Below are 16,593 nucleotides of genomic sequence, written 5' to 3'. Positions count from 1 at the left end.
CCGGAATGATGATCCGGAAAAGTTGTCCTCTCGGCGGCGGGTGGGGCCAGCGAACCCGTCGATCTCTCGTACAGTTTGCGCCGTGGGATCTCTGCGCAATCCGGTCGGGCCGCTTCCCTCCTCCATCTACTGGCGTCGGAGGGTCGTACTGCTGTCCGTGTTCGCCCTGTTGGCCCTGCTGATCCTGTGGGTGGTGACCTCGGGCGGAGGTGGCAGGAACAACGGCGCAAACGGCGGCAGCGGCAAGAATCCCGCGTCCTCCATCACTCCGGGGCCGTCCGGATCGGGGCCCGCGATCAGTCAACACCCCGGCGGACGTGACGAGTCGAGCGGCGGTTCCGGCTCGGGTTCGGGCGGCGGCGCCGGCACGGGTGGCTCGGACGGCGACTCGGCGGGCGCGGGCGGCAACGACGACGGTGCCAACGGCAGCGGAGACGGTGACGGAGCCGGTGGGGGCGACGCCGGTGGCAGCGGCGCCGGTGACGGCAGCGGCGTCATCAGCGGTGGCGGCGCCACGGGGACCACGTTGCCGGCCGGGACGACACTGCCCGACTGCACGGCGGGCGCGGTCACGTTGACCCTGCGCAGCGTCCAGAACTCCTACTCGCCCGACCAGACGACCACCTTCCGGCTGACCGTGAAGAACAGTTCGGGAAGCGACTGCAAAGTCGATCTCGGGCCGAAGTCGGCGGTGTTGACGATCACCCAGACCGGCGGCGCCGACGAGTACTGGTCGTCCGCCGACTGCCCGAAGACGTCCGGGAGTCTGCTGTACCGGGTGGCGGCCGGGAACAGCATCACCTACACCGTGAAGTGGGACCGCAAGCCGAGCGCCCCGCAGTGCGCGACGCCCCCGGCGGGGGTGGCCGGAGCGGGTACGTACCTGGTGCAGGCGAAGGCTCCCGGGTTCGCCAAGGCACAGACGTCGTTCGTGCTGAAGAACGACTAGACCGGACCGGACGACGACGGGACGGAGCCGGGCGACTGAACCGGGCCGGACGACGGGTCGGGGTCTGACGACGGGACGGGATCGGACGACGACGCCGACCGGACGGCTGGACCAGCTCGGACGGCTGGACCAGCCCGGACGACACGTTCGGAGCGGACGGCTGGACCGTCCTAGACGTACCGCTCCAGGATCGACGACTCGGCCAGCCTTGACAGGCCCTCGCGGACGCTGCGGGCCCTTGCCTCGCCCACGCCGTCCACCGTCTGGAGGTCGTCGACACTCGCGGCGAGGAGCTTCTGGAGTCCGCCGAAGTGCTCGACGAGCCGGTCGATGATGGCACCCGGCAGGCGCGGCACCTTCGCCAGCAGCCGGAAGCCGCGGGGCGAGACCGCCGAGTCCAGTGCCTCGGGGGAGCCGGTGTAACCCAACGCGCGGGCCACCGTGGAGAGTTCGAGCAGTTCGGCGTGGCTGAGCGCGTCCAGCTCGTACAGCGCCTCGTCGACCGTGCGGGACCGCTTCGCCGTGGGTTCCGGCACGTAGTCCCGGACCACCAGCTCGCGCTCCGGCTCCACGCCCGCGATCAACTCGTCGAGCTGAAGGGCGAGCAGACGGCCGTCCGTGCCCAGTTCGACCACGTATTCGGCGATTTCGGTGGCGATGCGGCGCACCATCTCCAGGCGCTGGGCCACCGCGGAGACGTCCCGGACCGTGACCAGGTCCTCGATCTCCAGCGCTGACAACGTTCCCGCGACCTCGTCCAGGCGGAGCTTGTACCGCTCGAGGGTCGCCAGTGCCTGGTTCGCACGGGACAGGATCGCCGCGGAATCCTCCAGGACGCGGCGCTGCCCGTCGACGTAGAGGGCGATCAGCCGCATGGACTGGGAGACCGAGACCACGGGGAAGCCGACCTGCTTGCTGACCCGGTCCGCGGTGCGGTGCCGGGTGCCCGTCTCCTCCGTGGGGATCATGGGGTCCGGTACCAGCTGGACGCCGGCCCGCAGGATCTTCGACAGGTCCGAGGAGACCACGATGCCGCCGTCGAGCTTGCACAGCTCGCGCAGGCGCGTGGCCGCGAACTCCACGTTCAGGACGAACCCGCCCGTACACATCGCCTCGACCGTCTTGTCGGAGCCCAGCACGATGAGCCCGCCGGTGTTGCCGCGGAGGATCCGTTCCAGTCCGTCACGCAGGGCCGTGCCGGGAGCCACCGCGCTCAGCGCGGCGCGCATCAGGCCCTCGGCACCGGAACTCCCACCGGACTTTCCGGGAGCTGCCGCCCGGTCGTTGGCTGCCACTGCACTCCTCCGGTCACAGGTCTGGGACGTTCCCGTTTCGCGCACTCGTTTCGCACGGACGGGCGAGACCAGGGCAAAGTCTACCGGCGCTCCTCCGCCTCCCGGGGGGCCTCTCGTCGACGGGAGCGCGGCAGGACCCGCAGAGCGTCCCCTATGTCCGCCACTTCCAGGACCTTCATGCCCGCGGGGACCCTGCCCGGATCGCCCGGCACGAGCGCGTGGGTGAAGCCCAGACGGTGTGCCTCCGAGAGGCGGCGCTGCACGCCCGTGACCCGTCTGACCTCGCCCGCGAGGCCCACCTCGCCGATCGCGACGAGGTTCTTGGGCAGGGGGGTGTCGCTCGCCGCGGAGGCCAGCGCGAGGGCGATCGCCAGGTCCGCGGCGGGCTCCGAGAGCTTCACCCCGCCCACTGTCGCCGAGTAGATGTCCCGCTTGCCCAGCGCGCTGATCCGTCCGCGCTGCTCCAGTACGGCCAGCATCATCGAGACGCGGGAGGTCTCCAGGCCGGACGTCGTACGGCGGGGCGAGGGGATCTGCGAGTCGACGGTGAGGGCCTGCACTTCGGCGACCAGCGGGCGGCGGCCCTCCAAGGTGACCGTCAGACACGTGCCCGGGACCGGTTCGTCACGACGGGTCAGGAAAAGTCCGCTCGGGTCCGTAAGGCCCGTAATGCCCTCGTCGTGCAGTTCGAAGCAGCCGACCTCGTCGGTGGCGCCGTAGCGATTCTTGACGCCCCGCACCAGGCGCAGCCGCGCGTGACGGTCCCCCTCGAAGCTGAGGACGACGTCCACGAGGTGTTCGAGGAGGCGGGGGCCGGCGATCGCGCCGTCCTTGGTGACATGGCCCACCAGAAGCGTGGACATGCCGCGTTCCTTGGAGGCGCGGATCAGGGCGCCGGCGACCTCGCGGACCTGGGCCATGCCGCCGGGCGCTCCGTCGATCTCGGGGGAGGCGACGGTCTGTACGGAGTCCACGATCAGCAGGGACGGCTTCACCGCGTCCAAGTGGCCGAGGACGGCCGCCAGATCGGTCTCGGCGGCCAGGTAGAGGTGGTCGTCGATGGCGCCGATGCGGTCGGCGCGCAGGCGGACCTGGGAGGCCGACTCCTCCCCGGTCACATAGAGCGTGCGGTGTTCGTCACTCGCCGACTTGGCCGCCACGTCCAGGAGCAGGGTCGACTTGCCCACGCCCGGCTCGCCCGCCAGGAGCACGACCGCCCCGGGTACGAGTCCCCCGCCGAGGACCCGGTCCAGCTCGGCCACACCGGTGGGGCGGGCGGTGGCCTGCCGCCCGTCGACCTGGCCGATGGGCAGGGCCGAGGTGGTGACGCGCCCCGGCGTCGTCGTACGGACCGCGGGCGCGCCGTACTCCTCGACCGTCCCCCATGCCTGGCACTCGGGGCAGCGGCCGAGCCACTTGGCCGTCTGCCAGCCGCATTCCGTGCAGCGGTAGGACGGACGGTCCTTGGTGGTCTTCGTACGGGCAGCCATGGGGAAACCGTAACCGCCACCACTGACAGCCGGACGTGCCTGTGGACGAACGGCCTCGCCGGTGCCCGTCCCGAGCGCTCCGGCGTCGTTCCGCGCGGACCCGCGCCGCCCGGGCAGAGGACCGGCCGCACCGGCGGATCAACCGCGTCCCGGCACGGACGGGCTAGGCAACCCCCCTCGGTCCTGCCCTTTTGAGGGATCGTTTCACCCATACGGATTAAAAGGACTCAAGGGACAAGAAGACCTGGTTCCGTGCCGCCTACGGTCGCACAGGTGATGACCAGCAGCCCGGAAACCTCGACCCGCACGACCGGCGCACACCGGGCGCACCGGGAGGCGCGCGACGGCGCTGCGGCGCGCACGCTCGCGCAGCGGCCCCCCGCGCTCTACGAGCCGTACCTGGACGGTCTGTTCACCTACTGCCTGTCCGTCCTGTGCGACCACGACGCGGCCACCGCCGCCCTCGTCGACGTCCTCGCGTTCGCCGAACGGCGTGGCCAGCGCGTCCCCGACGCGGCTGACCGCCGGGCCTGGCTGTACGCGCTGGCCCGCTGGGCCTGTCTGCGCAGGCTCACCGAGGCCAGGCAGAAACGTCAGGGCACGCACGCGGCGGCGCGCAACGGAGCCCGCCGGACGTCGGGCGCCGAGCCCGCGACGGCCGGTGCCGCCGCCGCCTCGGCAGCCCCGGCCGCCTCAGACCGGGCCGGGGAGCAGCGACGGCGGGAACTCACCCTGCTCGCCTGGCCGGAGGCCGCAGGCACCACCCCGGAGCAGCGCGAGGCGCTCGAGCTCGCCGTACGCCACCACCTCGCCGTCCACGAGGTCGGCGCGGTCCTCGGCAAGGACCTGGCCGCGGCCCGCGAGCTGCTCGCGTCCGCCGCCTGCGAGGTCGAGCGCACGCGCGCGGCGCTCGCGGTCGTCGAGACCGGCGGTTGTCCCGGGGTGGCCCGCCTCACCGGCGAGAACCGGATCGTGCTCAGCACCGCCCTGCGCCGCGAACTCGTCCGGCACGTCGACGACTGCCCGCGCTGCCGTCGGGCGGCCGAGCGCGCGGTGCCCGGCCGCTGGCCCGGCGCCGGGGTCACCCCCGCCGAGCTGCCCGTCCTGCAAGCGCCCCGCGCGGAGCTGCACGTGGCCATGACCCGCCTCGGCCGTGTGCGGGGCGCGGCCGCACCGCGCTACGACCGGCGGGGCTTCCCGATGGACCCCAAGGACCGTGCCGCCCGCCGCGAGCGGCTACGCGCGCGTGCCGTCACGACGACCGTCGTCGCCACCGTTGTCGCCGCTCCCGTCCTCGCCCTGTGGGCGGCCTACCGCGGCACACCGACGGGGGAGGGGGCGGAGGGCCGCACCGCCAGCGCCGGCGAGGCGCACGGCTCCGACAGCCTCGACGGCGGGACGGTAGGCGGCTACGAGAACGCGGGAAACGCCAGCACCCGCCCCGGCACCGGCTCCACCAGGAACGACGGACCGGACGTCTCGGTGGAGGTCGTCAGCGTGAGTGGGCTCGGCAGGAACGCCACCGGCCACCTCTCCGTGACGGCCGCCAACAGCGGTGACACCACCCTCGTCACCCTCACCGCGGGCGCCGAAGGCGAGGGCCCGGTCGGCTGGTCGGCCACCACGGCCGCCTCCTGGCTGTATCTGAGCCGTTCCACGGGCAGCCTGAAGCCCGGCGAGTCGGTGACGATCAGGGTGTACGTCGATCATCTGCGCGAGCCCTCGGGGCACTGGCACGCACGCGTGGCGATCGCCCCGGCGGGCGCCGTCGTCTCCATCGAGGGCCACGGCACCGCACCCGGTCCCTCGAACCCCGGCAACGGCCATGGCCCGCGCCCCGGCGATCCGACCCCGCCGTCCGGCCCGGAACCGACGCCCACGGCGCCGTCCTCCCCGGCTCCCACCCCGACCGACCCGCCGACCTCCTCCGACCCGGAACCCACCCCCGAGGACCCGCCCCCGGCCACCTCGGAGGACCCGCCCCCGCCACCCGACGACGACGATCCCCCGAGCCGGTCGACGACGTAGGCGGCCCGGGGGCCGGGGGCCGGGGGCCGGGGACCCGGGCCGGGCAGGGGCGTCAGCCCGCCGGATCCGCCGGGTGCGGTGCCACCAGCGGAAGCTGTGAGGCGAGGCGCTGTTCGCACAGCTCGACCAGCCGGTCGTAGCCGGCCTTGCCCATCAGCTCGGTCAGCTCCGGGCGGTAGGAGACGTACACCGGGTCACCCGCGCCGTGTGCCGAGGTCGCGGACGTGCACCACCAGTGCAGGTCATGGCCGCCAGGGCCCCAGCCGCGGCGGTCGTACTCACCGATGGACACCTGGAGCACGCGCGTGTCGTCGGGCCGGTCGATCCAGTCATAGGTCCGCCGCACCGGCAGCTGCCAGCAGACGTCCGGCTTGGTCTCCAGCGGCTCACGGCCCTCCTTGAGGGCCAGGATGTGCAGCGAGCAGCCCGCACCGCCCTCGAAGCCGGGGCGGTTCTGGAAGATGCACGAGCCGTTGAACGGGCGCGTCTGGCGGGAGCCCTCGTCGTCCTCGGAGACCCAGCCGTTGCGGGTGCCCTCGGCGTGGTGCTGCCAGATGTCCGGCGTGAGCCGCGCCACATGCCCGGCGACGCGCTTCTCGTCGTCCTCGTCGGAGAAGTGGGCGCCCAGCGTGCAGCAGCCGTCGGCCGCGCGGCCCGGCTGGATGCCCTGGCAGCCACTGCCGAAGATGCAGTTCCAGCGGGAGGTCAGCCAGGTCAGATCGCACCGGAAGACCTGCTCGTCGTCCGCGGGATCGGGGAACTCCACCCACGCGCGCGCGAAGTCCAGGCCCTTCTCGTCCGCGGCCAGAGCTTTCGCCGCCAGGGCCTTCACATCCGCCGCCCGGGCTTTGTTCGACTTCTTCGGTGGCGTCACCGGCTTCGCCCGCGAAGGACCGCCGGTGGATTTGTCGGTCTTCGCCTTGTTCGTCTTTGGCACTCGTCCAGGGTAAGTGGCCAGGAGCCTCTTCGGGACGTCCCGCCGCCCGCCCGACGACCACGGGCCGAGACGCACCGCCCGACGACCACCGCCCGACGACCACCGCTCGACGTGGGGCTTCGCCCCGCACAACCTGGATCGCCCCGCGGGCAGTAGCGTTCCCTGCATGAGACTCGGTGTCCTCGACGTGGGATCGAACACGGTGCATCTGCTGGTGGTGGACGCACACCCGGGCGCGTGCCCCCTTCCCGCGCACTCGCACAAGGTGGAGCTGCGCCTTGCCCAACTCCTAGACGAGGACGGGGCGATCGGCCCCGAGGGCGTCGACAAACTGATCACCGTGGTCAAGGAGGCGCTCCAGGCCGCCGAGGACAAGGGCGTCGAGGACCTGCTGCCGTTCGCGACCTCCGCCGTACGCGAGGCCAGCAACGCCGACGACGTCCTCGCGCGCGTGCAGGCCGAGACCGGCGTGGAACTCCAGGTCCTCACCGGCGCCGAGGAGGCCCGGCTCACGTTTCTCGCCGCGCGCCGCTGGTTCGGCTGGTCCGCAGGAAAGCTGCTGGTCCTGGACATCGGCGGCGGCTCCCTGGAGATCGCCTACGGCATCGACGAGGAGCCCGACGCGGCCGTCTCGCTGCCGCTCGGCGCCGGCCGGCTCACCGCGGGCTGGCTGCCCGGCGACCCGCCCGACCCCGAGGACATACGGGCCCTGCGCCGCCACGCCCGCGCGCAGATCGCCCGCACGGTCGGGGAGTTCAAGCGCTTCGGCGCCCCCGACCACGTCGTCGCCACGTCGAAGACGTTCAAGCAGCTCGCCCGTATCGCCGGCGCCGTCCGTTCCGTCGAGGGCCCGTACGCCCCGCGGCAGCTCAAGCGCGAGTCCCTGGAAGCCTGGGTGCCCCGCCTGGCGGGCATGACGACCGCCCAGCGGGCGGCCCTTCCGGGAGTCTCCGAGGGCCGGGCCAACCAGCTCCTCGCGGGCGCGCTGGTGGCCGAGGGAGCGATGGACCTCTTCGGCGTGGAGAGCCTCGAGGTCTGCCCCTGGGCGCTCAGGGAGGGCGTCATCCTGCGCAAACTCGATCACATGGCGTCGGCGTGACGAGCCCGCGGGGCACGCGCCGTGACCGGGGCCGCTCCGCCGTCGAGGGCGCGAGCGGCCCCGCCGGACGCGCCGGTCCGTGGCGAACACCACAACGGCGCCCGGGAGCCCCGCATCCGACCGACCGCACCCCGTAACCTGTCCCCCATGGCAGAGCCAGTCGTGCGGATCCCGGATGCGAAGGTCGCCCTGTCGACTGCCTCGGTCTACCCGGAGTCGACGGCGACGGCCTTCGAGATCGCCGCGCGCCTCGGGTACGACGGCGTCGAGGTCATGGTCTGGAACGACCCCGTCAGCCAGGACATAGACGCGCTGCGCAGACTCAGCGACTACCACCGCATCCCGATCCTCGCCGTCCACGCCCCCTGCCTGCTCATCACCCAGCGGGTGTGGTCGACCGACCCGTGGACCAAGCTCCAGCGGGCCCGCGCGGCGGCGGAGAAGCTCGGCGCGAGCGCGGTCGTCGTGCACCCGCCGTTCCGCTGGCAGCGCCAGTACGCGCGGGACTTCGTCACGGGGATCTGGCGGATGGCGGACGAGACGGACGTACGGTTCGCCGTCGAGAACATGTACCCGTGGCGCTACCGCGACCGCGAGATGCTCGCGTACGCGCCGGACTGGGACGTCACCAAGGACGACTACCGGCACTTCACGATCGACCTCAGCCATGCCTCGACGGCCCGGGCGGACGCCATGCAGATGATCGACCGCATGGGCGACCGCCTGGGCCACGTCCACCTCGCCGACGGAAACGGTTCGGCGAAGGACGAGCACCTGGTCCCCGGCCGCGGCGCCCAGCCCTGCGCCGAGCTGCTGGAACGGCTCGCGCTGACCGGCTTCGACGGGCATGTCGTCATCGAGGTCAACACGCGGCGCGCGATGTCCGGCGCCGAACGCGAGGCCGACCTGGCCGAGGCCCTGGCCTTCACGCGTCTGCACCTGGCCTCCGCCTCGTCACCGTCGGCGTCGCCGCCCCCGTCCTCCGCGGCGAAGGTGCCGCGCCGATGACCGGCGTCACCGCCCGCAAGCGCGGCCGTCCCCCTCGTACGGAGTCGGCGGACACCCGCGACCGCATCCTGGCGGCCGCCCGCGAGGAGTTCTCCGAGCGGGGCTACGAGAAGACGTCCGTACGCGGCATCGCGAAGGCGGCCGGCGTGGACGCGGCGCTGGTGCACCACTACTTCGGGACCAAGGAGCAGGTCTTCGAGGCGGCCATCGAGGTCGCCTTCGCCCCCGCGCTCAACGCGCCGGAGGCGGTCGCGGACGGGCCGCTGGACCAGGTCGGCGAGCGGCTCGCCCGCTTCGTCCTCGGCGTCTGGGAGAACCCCACCACCCGCAAGCCGCTGCTGGCGATCGTGCGCTCCGCGGTGAACAACGACACCGCGGCCGCCGTCTTCCGCCGCCTGGTCGCCTCGCAGCTGCTGCGGCGCATCGCCGTGCGGCTCGACCTGCCCGACGCCGAGCTGCGCGCCGAGCTGGCGGCGGCGCAGCTGGTGGGGTGCGCGATGCTGCGGTACGTGATCAAGGTGGAGCCGCTGGCCTCGGCGGACCTGGAGCTGATCATCGCGCGCGTGGCGCCGGTCGTCCAGGGACACCTGACCCGGCCGTAAGGCATCCGTCCCGGCCGTGACCGGGCGGGTCCGCCGAGACATCCGTCCCGCATTCCGGACACCTCGTCCCGCCCCCTGGATGACCGGCGTACGCTCAATAGCAGCCCTACCTGTCTGAAGGAGCGAGCGACGATGCCCGAGCTGAGGTCCCGCACAGTCACCCACGGTCGCAATATGGCGGGCGCCCGCGCCCTTATGCGCGCCTCCGGTGTACCGGGTGCGGACATCGGCCGGAAGCCGATCATCGCGGTGGCGAACAGCTTCACCGAGTTCGTGCCCGGACACACCCACCTCCAGCCGGTCGGCCGGATCGTCAGCGAGGCGATCACCGCGGCCGGCGGAATCCCGCGCGAGTTCAACACGATCGCCGTCGACGACGGCATCGCGATGGGCCACGGCGGCATGCTCTACAGCCTGCCCTCCCGCGACCTGATCGCCGACAGCGTGGAGTACATGGTGGAGGCGCACTGTGCCGACGCCCTGATCTGCATCTCCAACTGCGACAAGATCACCCCGGGCATGCTGAACGCGGCCCTGCGCCTGAACATCCCCACGGTCTTCGTCTCCGGCGGCCCGATGGAGTCCGGCCGCGCCACGCTCGTCGACGGCACCGTCCGCACGCTCGACCTGGTCGACGCGATCTCCGACGCCGTCAACGACAAGATCTCGGACGAGGACATCCTCCGTATCGAGGAGAACGCCTGTCCGACCTGCGGCAGCTGTTCCGGCATGTTCACCGCCAACTCGATGAACTGCCTGACCGAGGCCATCGGCCTCTCCCTCCCCGGCAACGGCTCGGTCCTGGCCACCCACACGGCCCGCAGGGCGCTGTACGAGGACGCGGGCCGCACGGTGATGGAGATCACCCGCCGCTACTACGAGCAGGACGACGAGACGGTCCTGCCCCGCAACATCGCCACCATCGCGGCCTTCGAGAACGCGATGGCCCTCGACATCGCGATGGGCGGCTCGACCAACACGATCCTGCACCTCCTCGCCGCCGCCCAGGAGGCGGGCGTCCCGTTCGGCCTGGAGGAGATCAACGCGGTCTCCCGCCGCGTTCCGTGCCTGGCGAAGGTCGCGCCGAACGTGGCGAAGGACCGCACGTACTACATGGAGGACGTGCACCGCGCCGGCGGCATCCCCGCCCTGCTGGGCGAGCTGCACCGCGCGGGCCTGCTCAACGAGGACGTGCACTCGGTCCACAGCCCGTCCCTGGCGGACTGGCTGAAGACGTGGGACGTCCGTGCCGGCTCGCCGTCCCCCGAGGCCCTGGAACTGTGGCACGCGGCCCCCGGCTGCGTCCGCTCCGCCGAGGCGTTCTCCCAGTCCGAGCGCTGGGAGGCGCTGGACGAGGACGCCGAGGGCGGCTGCATCCGCTCCGCCGAGCACGCGTACAGCAAGGACGGCGGCCTCGCCGTGCTGCGCGGCAACCTCGCCGTCGACGGCTGCGTGGTCAAGACGGCCGGCGTCGACGAGTCGATCTGGACCTTCGAGGGCCCGGCCGTCGTCTGCGAGTCGCAGGAAGAGGCCGTCGAGAAGATCCTCAACAAGCAGGTGACGCACGGCGACGTCGTCGTCATCCGCTACGAGGGCCCCAAGGGCGGCCCGGGCATGCAGGAGATGCTCTACCCGACGTCCTTCCTCAAGGGCCGCGGTCTCGGCAAGACCTGCGCCCTGATCACCGACGGCCGCTTCTCCGGCGGCACCTCGGGCCTGTCGATCGGCCATGCCTCCCCCGAGGCGGCCTCCGGCGGCACCATCGCCCTCGTCGAGGACGGCGACCGCATCCGCATCGACATCCCGAACCGCACGATCGAACTCCTCGTCGACGACGCCGAACTGGCCCGGCGCGAGGCGGCCCTCGCGGGCGTGTACGCCCCGAAGAACCGCGAGCGCAAGGTGTCCGCCGCGCTGCGCGCCTACGCCGCGATGGCGACGAGCGCCGACAAGGGCGCGGTGCGGGACGTGTCGAAGCTGGGCTGACCCCACCGGGCAAGTCGGGCAAGCGCTGTGGTGAGGGCCGTCTCCGTCCGGAGGCGGCCCTCGGCGCTCCCCGCCCCGGCCCGCTCCCCGCCCCGGCCCGCGTCCCCCCGGTCCGGGTCCGGTGGCCCGCGCTCACCAGTCCGCGGGGTCGTGCCCGTCCACCGCGAAGACGGTTCCGTCGGGAGCGCCGGCGTAGACACGGCCGTCGACCGCCTCGGGCGCGGGCAGCGAGGCCACCACCTCGTCCGAACGGGCCCCGAGCCGCAGCGCCGTCTGCCCGACGAGCCTGCCCTTGTCGGCGTCCACGGCGAGGAGACGGCCGTCGGCGGCGCTGAAGTAGACGTGCTCGCCGTCCGCGGCCGGTCTCGAACCGCGGCTCACCGCCGTCTGGAGGGACCACACCTGCTTGCCCATGACCGTGTCGACGGCCACGAGTGATCCGTCGAAGGCCAGCAGATAGACCCGGTCGCCCTGCACGGTGGCCCGCGCCTCCTGGAGCGCGACGCCCAGCCTCACCCGCAACGACACCTTGTCCCGCGGGTAATACCGGACCACGGCGTCGACCGTGCCGTACTCGCCGCCCCGGGACGACAGCAGGACGAGGCTGCCGTCCGTGGTGCCCACGAGCGTCAGCGTGCCGCTGAGCCGTTCGTCCCACCGCACCTTCCCGGTCGCGGGATCCACGGCGGTGATCCGGGTGCGCCCGTTGTCCGACGTGCTCGCGACGTACGCCAGCGGGTCGTCGGGGAACGCCATGAAGTACGGCTCGCTCAGCCCGGGAATGCGCCGTTTCCACACCGGCGCGCCCGTCGCGGCGTCCACACCGGTCACCGTGCCGTCGGCCGCGGTGAGCAGCACGGTGCCGCCGACGCTGCGGACCCCCGGGTAGTGCGACAGGTCCTGCTGCCAACGGGTGGCGCCCGACGCCGGGTCGAGCGCCTCCAGCCGCTTGCCCGAGTGCGTGATCACCTGGGCCAGCCCGCCCGAGAGCACCGGCGCCTGGCTCGGTCCGTCGTCGTCGGCGAGGACGTGCCGCCACAGCACCCGCCCGTCCGACGCGTCCAGCGCCGAGACGAGCCCGGACTGGACGCAGATCAGCCGACGCGCGTCGTAGACACACTGCGGCATCCCGCCCGTGCCCGTGCCCGCGGTGGCGCCGGTGGCGCTCGTCGCCGGTCGCGTGCTCCAGGGGGAGAAGGCGAACGACGCGGAGTGCGAGCCGCCCGCCGTACCCCGCGCGTCCTTGCCCGTGCCGTCCTCACCGGGCATCTGCGTGGCGAGAACCGCGCCGCCCGAGAGGGCGACGACCAGCGCGGCAGCCGCGAGAGCCGTCCGTCGACGCCTGCCCCCGGACGTCGCCCCCACCGGTTCCGGCACGGGCCCGGACCCGGCAGGCGCGGCCCCTGCCTCCTCTGCCGCTGCCTCCTCGGTCTCCTCCAGCACCCGCTGCGACGGTATGAACGCCTGCGTGTCGTACGAGGCCGCCACCGACCGCAGCTCCCGCATCAACTCGTCCGGCGTGGGACGGTCCTCCGGCTCCTTGGCGAGACAACGCACCACCAGCGGCGCGAGGTTACCCGGCACGCCGGTCAGATCCGGCTCGTCGTGCACGACCTGATACGCGACGACGTACGGGCTGTCGGAGTCGAACGGCCCGCGTCCCGTCGCCGCGTGCACCATGACCGACCCGAGCGCGAAGATGTCGGCGGCCGGCCCCACCTCACGCGGCCGCCGGAACTGCTCCGGCGCCATGAACGGCGGCGTGCCGATCAACTTGCCTGTCTCGGTGCGCAGTTCGCTGTCCTTCGGCCGGGAGATACCGAAGTCGATGACCTTCGGCCCGTCCTCGGCGAGCAGCACGTTGCTCGGCTTCAGATCCCGGTGCACCACCCCGACCCGGTGGATGTCCCGCAACGCCTCCGCGAGCCCGGCCATCAGCCGCCGCAACTCGCCCGAGCGCATGGGCCCGTTCCGCTTCACCTGCTCGGCGAGCGTCGGACCGGGAATGAACAGGGTTGCCATCCACGGCCGTTCGGCCTCCGGATCGGCGTCGACGACCGGAGCGGTGAACGCCCCGCTGACCCGCCGGGCGGCAGCCACCTCCTGCCGGAAACGGCCCCTGAACTCGGCGTCCCTGGCGAACTGGGCGTGTACGACCTTCACCGCCACCTTCATCCCGGACGTACTCCGGGCCAGGTGCACCACGCCCATGCCACCGGAGCCCAGACGCTCGTCCAGGCGGTAATGACCGGCGTACTCGGGAAGTTCCGCTTCCGCGCCCGCTCCGGTGTTGCGCTGTGGCGCCATGGACCACCCCCGTGCTGTTCAACCGCGCGCGCGACGCACGGAGCCTAGTCGATGACTCGGCCCGGACCGAGGCGGCTTGCCAGCCTCCCTGTGCGAATCAAGAACATGTGTTTCATCGTGTGATTTCGGGGAATCAACGTGGCCCCATGGCATGCATGGGGTTCGACGGGGGAGGTTTTTCATGTCTGTTGACCGTGTGGAAGAGGTCGCGAGCGGGGGAGCGGCGGAGGCCGTCACGACGGCCGTGGCGGCCCTCACCTACTACCCGGTCGCCCCGGGGGTCCGGCTGAACGTCCGCAGCGGCCCCGGTACGGGCTATCCGGTCGTCAAGGTCCTGGCCGAGGGCGTGAAGGTCCCGATCTTCTGCCAGACCCCGGGCACCTCGGTGTCCGGCCCGTACGGCACCACGAACATCTGGGACAACATTGCCGGCGGCCAGTTCGTCTCGGACGCCTACGTACGGACAGGCAGCGACGGCTACGTCGCCGCCCACTGCGCCTGAGCCGCCGGAACTGCGGGGTGCGGCCGGGGCCCGGCTCCCGGCCGCACCCCGGCCAGGAGCCGGGGTGCGGCCAGGGTCCCGGGGAGAGCCCCGGCCGGGCCCGGATCCGAGTTCGGCGGGGGCCGATTCGGGTTCGGCCCGCGCCGCCGGGGCCCACCCCGGTTCGGATCCGGTGGGCCGGGCGCGGGCCGCTCGGGTTCGGCTGCGGCTCGGGCCGTGTCCGGGTCGACCGGGCGGCACGAGACCAGGTCCATGGTCCCGAACCGGGTTCGGCCTCGGCCGGGCGACCCACCCGTGGGTCCGCCTCCACCCGGAGCCATAATCGTCCCGTGAGCGACGAAAGCGGCACCTCGGACACCTCCTCGGGCCGGGCAGCGGAAGACCCCGGCAGCGCCGGGCCCCGTCCCGAACCTCTCCGCCTCTTCGGCACCACCTGGGTGAACCACGACCCCGGCCTCCGTGGCTACGCCGTCCGCCGCGTCGCCGCGGCCATCGGCTCCCTCGCCGCCGTCGCCGGCTCCTGCCTCGTGCTGCGCTTCGCCTACCAGGGCATCGCGATCGCCGGTCTCGGCAGCTTCGTGACCCTCCTGGTCGTCGTGATGTTCGCGGTCTGCACCGCCCTCGCCTTCCGTCACACCTGGGAGGGCTTCGCCAAGCGTCCCGACCCCGACCGCCAGGCCTCACTGCGCGGCTTGCTGGCCGTCGGCTTCGTCGGCTCGCTGCTCGCCTACTTCTTCCGCACCCTCATCGAAGCACCCGGCGAGAAACTCCACCGCGCGGAGCACGACGAGGCCCGCCACCAGCACGAACGCCGCTCGAACCGCCGCACGGGCAACCCGTCGAAGAAGCGCCGCCGCGGCTGACGCCCTCCTCGCAAGGCCTCCCGGCGACCGCCTCTCCAGAACCGGCCGGCAGCTCCGGATCAGTTCCCTCCCCACCCGGCCCCAGCCACTATGGCCCCATGACAGCCTCTTCCGGCGCCCCAGCCCACACCGCCCGAGCCCACTCCTTCAACGTGGCCGCGGCCCAGTACGCGGCCAACCGTCCCTCGTACCCGACCGCCCTCCTCGACGCGATCGAGGAGCTCGCAGGCCGCCCCCTCGCCGGCGCACGGGTCGCGGACACAGGCGCCGGCACCGGCATGGCGACCGCCCTCCTGCACGCCCGCGGCGCCGACGTCATCGCCGTCGAGCCCGGCGAAGGCATGGCCGCACAGTTCCGCCGCGATCTTCCCGACCTGCCGATCGTCCGGGGCGACGGCGACCACCTCCCCCTGGCCACCGCCTCCCTCGACTTCCTCACCTACGCCCAGTCCTGGCACTGGACCGACCCCGCCCGCTCGGTCCCGGAGGCGCTGCGCGTCCTGCGCCCGGGCGGCGCGCTGGTGCTCTGGTGGAACACCGACGCTCCCGACGTCCCGTGGATCACCGCGCAGTCGGACCGCATCCGCCGGCACTTCGGCATCCACCCGGCGGCCGAGAAGAACAGCAGCGTGGACCGGGCCGGCCGCGACTCCACCGGCCGCCTCGACTTCGCCCGGCGCCGGATCCGCTGGAGCCGCCACGTCTCCCTCGACACCCACCTGGCCAACATCGGCAGCCACTCGGGCTTCCTGGTGCAGGGCGAGGAAGCGAGCAGCGCCTTCCTCGCCGAGGAGCGCGAGCACCTCCTCCAGGTCTTCCCGGACGGCACCGTGGAGGAGACCTACGACGTCCAGCTCCTGCTCGCCACCCGCCCCTGACCCGCGGCTCGTTCCGCCCCCGACCCGCCGCGCCCTCCACCCCCTGCCGCCCCTGACCCCCCGCGCCCTCCACCCCTGGCCCGCCGTGCCTTCCGCCCCTGACCTACCGTGCCTTCCACCCCTGACCAGCGGTTCCTTTCACTCCTGCGCGGCGCCCTCACCCTGCCGGGGCCGCCGCAACCCCGTGAGACCAGCAGCCCGACGCCTGGCCCGCGGCATGCTCGAAACCTCGCCCGCGGCCGGCGCCTCGGCGCCCCTACGAGCACGGCAAAGCCGCCCCGCCGACCGCGGGCCCGACACGCGCACCCGCTGCCCGCCACCCACTGCTGCCCGCCACCCACCACCCACCGCCGCCCGCCGCCCGCCGTGCACCGTGCACCGTGCACCGCCACCCACCGCGCATACCGCGCCGCCTCACCCCCTCCGCGCCCCAGGCCCCGCGCCCAGGGCCCCGCACACCGAATGCCGAACGCACGCGCACCCCGCCCCACTCCAACGTGCTCCGCTGCCCGGCGACCGCGCTTTGCTGTGTCCGACAGCCGTACCGCGCCGTACCGCGCCGTACCGCGGCCGCCCGTCGCCGTCCCGCGGCCGCACCGCAGGTGGCTCCGTGCCTGGGCGCACGACTGTCCCGCGACCCCTTGCCGTC

At 72.9% G+C, this 16,593-nt stretch carries 13 protein-coding genes; 9 read left to right on the top strand and 4 right to left on the bottom strand.

Translation table 11 applies throughout. The features are described from left to right. Positions 1–82 precede the first annotated feature (82 nt). Positions 83–949, top strand: a complete 867-nt coding sequence (locus tag OHS71_RS18390; RefSeq protein ID WP_328480459.1) for a hypothetical protein — start codon at positions 83–85, stop codon at positions 947–949. Positions 950–1,119: 170 nt separating this feature from the next. Here OHS71_RS18390 and disA read toward each other — a convergent pair whose 3' ends face one another. Both disA and radA read right to left on the bottom strand, forming a co-directional pair. Next, the gene (gene disA / locus OHS71_RS18385) at positions 1,120–2,244 is read right to left on the bottom strand and encodes a DNA integrity scanning diadenylate cyclase DisA (RefSeq protein ID WP_328480458.1); all 1,125 of its coding nucleotides are present in this window, start codon (positions 2,242–2,244) and stop codon (positions 1,120–1,122) included. An 80-nt stretch (positions 2,245–2,324) separates the two neighbouring features. Beyond that, positions 2,325–3,734, bottom strand: coding sequence for a DNA repair protein RadA (radA, locus tag OHS71_RS18380; RefSeq protein ID WP_328480457.1), 1,410 nt, complete (start codon positions 3,732–3,734; stop codon positions 2,325–2,327). A gap of 276 nt (positions 3,735–4,010) precedes the next feature. On the opposite strand from radA, the gene OHS71_RS18375 reads away from it, so the two are divergent. Beyond that, a complete protein-coding gene (locus tag OHS71_RS18375; RefSeq protein ID WP_328480456.1) occupies positions 4,011–5,762 on the top strand; it encodes a BACON domain-containing protein in 1,752 nt (583 codons plus the stop codon). A 52-nt stretch (positions 5,763–5,814) separates the two neighbouring features. Here the strand turns inward: OHS71_RS18375 and OHS71_RS18370 are convergent, their stop codons facing one another. Next, positions 5,815–6,699 carry a hypothetical protein gene (locus tag OHS71_RS18370; RefSeq protein ID WP_443046974.1) on the bottom strand — a complete coding sequence of 295 codons (885 nt, stop codon included), beginning with the start codon at positions 6,697–6,699 and terminating at the stop codon, positions 5,815–5,817. Positions 6,700–6,865: 166 nt separating this feature from the next. Between OHS71_RS18370 and OHS71_RS18365 the strand changes: the two genes are divergently transcribed. The 4 genes from OHS71_RS18365 (at position 6,866) to ilvD (ending at position 11,394) form a co-directional block, all read left to right on the top strand. Then, positions 6,866–7,798: a Ppx/GppA phosphatase family protein gene (locus tag OHS71_RS18365; protein ID WP_328480455.1), complete on the top strand. Its 933-nt coding sequence runs from the start codon at positions 6,866–6,868 to the stop codon at positions 7,796–7,798. A 147-nt stretch (positions 7,799–7,945) separates the two neighbouring features. Continuing rightward, positions 7,946–8,806, top strand: a complete 861-nt coding sequence (locus OHS71_RS18360) for a sugar phosphate isomerase/epimerase family protein (protein WP_328480454.1) — start codon at positions 7,946–7,948, stop codon at positions 8,804–8,806. Beyond that, positions 8,803–9,408, top strand: coding sequence for a TetR/AcrR family transcriptional regulator (locus OHS71_RS18355; protein WP_328480453.1), 606 nt, complete (start codon positions 8,803–8,805; stop codon positions 9,406–9,408). The genes OHS71_RS18360 and OHS71_RS18355 overlap by 4 nt, the downstream gene beginning before the upstream one ends. A gap of 132 nt (positions 9,409–9,540) precedes the next feature. Then, positions 9,541–11,394, top strand: a complete 1,854-nt coding sequence (gene ilvD / locus OHS71_RS18350) for a dihydroxy-acid dehydratase (RefSeq protein ID WP_328480452.1) — start codon at positions 9,541–9,543, stop codon at positions 11,392–11,394. A 132-nt stretch (positions 11,395–11,526) separates the two neighbouring features. Here the strand turns inward: ilvD and OHS71_RS18345 are convergent, their stop codons facing one another. Next, a complete protein-coding gene (locus tag OHS71_RS18345; protein WP_328480451.1) occupies positions 11,527–13,701 on the bottom strand; it encodes a serine/threonine-protein kinase in 2,175 nt (724 codons plus the stop codon). A 181-nt stretch (positions 13,702–13,882) separates the two neighbouring features. On the opposite strand from OHS71_RS18345, the gene OHS71_RS18340 reads away from it, so the two are divergent. The 3 genes from OHS71_RS18340 (at position 13,883) to OHS71_RS18330 (ending at position 15,944) form a co-directional block, all read left to right on the top strand. Beyond that, the gene (locus tag OHS71_RS18340) at positions 13,883–14,203 is read left to right on the top strand and encodes an SH3 domain-containing protein (RefSeq protein ID WP_328480450.1); all 321 of its coding nucleotides are present in this window, start codon (positions 13,883–13,885) and stop codon (positions 14,201–14,203) included. Between the two features lie 329 nt (positions 14,204–14,532). Then, a complete protein-coding gene (locus tag OHS71_RS18335; RefSeq protein WP_328480449.1) occupies positions 14,533–15,066 on the top strand; it encodes an EamA/RhaT family transporter in 534 nt (177 codons plus the stop codon). A gap of 98 nt (positions 15,067–15,164) precedes the next feature. After that, positions 15,165–15,944, top strand: a complete 780-nt coding sequence (locus OHS71_RS18330; RefSeq protein ID WP_328480448.1) for a class I SAM-dependent methyltransferase — start codon at positions 15,165–15,167, stop codon at positions 15,942–15,944. Positions 15,945–16,593: the final 649 nt, after the last annotated feature.

This window comes from Streptomyces sp. NBC_00377 (assembly GCF_036075115.1).
Taxonomy (GTDB): domain Bacteria; phylum Actinomycetota; class Actinomycetes; order Streptomycetales; family Streptomycetaceae; genus Streptomyces.
This window is presented reverse-complemented; position numbering and strand designations above follow the sequence as displayed.

What these genes read in the sequence shown, in the direction of transcription:
- radA (WP_328480457.1), bottom strand. Translation starts at nt 3,734, where the DNA reads ATGGCTGCCCGTACGAAGACCACCAAGGACCGTCCGTCCTACCGCTGC.
- OHS71_RS18375 (WP_328480456.1), top strand. Translation starts at nt 4,011, where the DNA reads ATGACCAGCAGCCCGGAAACCTCGACCCGCACGACCGGCGCACACCGG.
- OHS71_RS18365 (WP_328480455.1), top strand. Translation starts at nt 6,866, where the DNA reads ATGAGACTCGGTGTCCTCGACGTGGGATCGAACACGGTGCATCTGCTG.
- OHS71_RS18360 (WP_328480454.1), top strand. Translation starts at nt 7,946, where the DNA reads ATGGCAGAGCCAGTCGTGCGGATCCCGGATGCGAAGGTCGCCCTGTCG.
- OHS71_RS18355 (WP_328480453.1), top strand. Translation starts at nt 8,803, where the DNA reads ATGACCGGCGTCACCGCCCGCAAGCGCGGCCGTCCCCCTCGTACGGAG.
- ilvD (WP_328480452.1), top strand. Translation starts at nt 9,541, where the DNA reads ATGCCCGAGCTGAGGTCCCGCACAGTCACCCACGGTCGCAATATGGCG.
- OHS71_RS18345 (WP_328480451.1), bottom strand. Translation starts at nt 13,701, where the DNA reads ATGGCGCCACAGCGCAACACCGGAGCGGGCGCGGAAGCGGAACTTCCC.
- OHS71_RS18340 (WP_328480450.1), top strand. Translation starts at nt 13,883, where the DNA reads ATGTCTGTTGACCGTGTGGAAGAGGTCGCGAGCGGGGGAGCGGCGGAG.
- OHS71_RS18330 (WP_328480448.1), top strand. Translation starts at nt 15,165, where the DNA reads ATGACAGCCTCTTCCGGCGCCCCAGCCCACACCGCCCGAGCCCACTCC.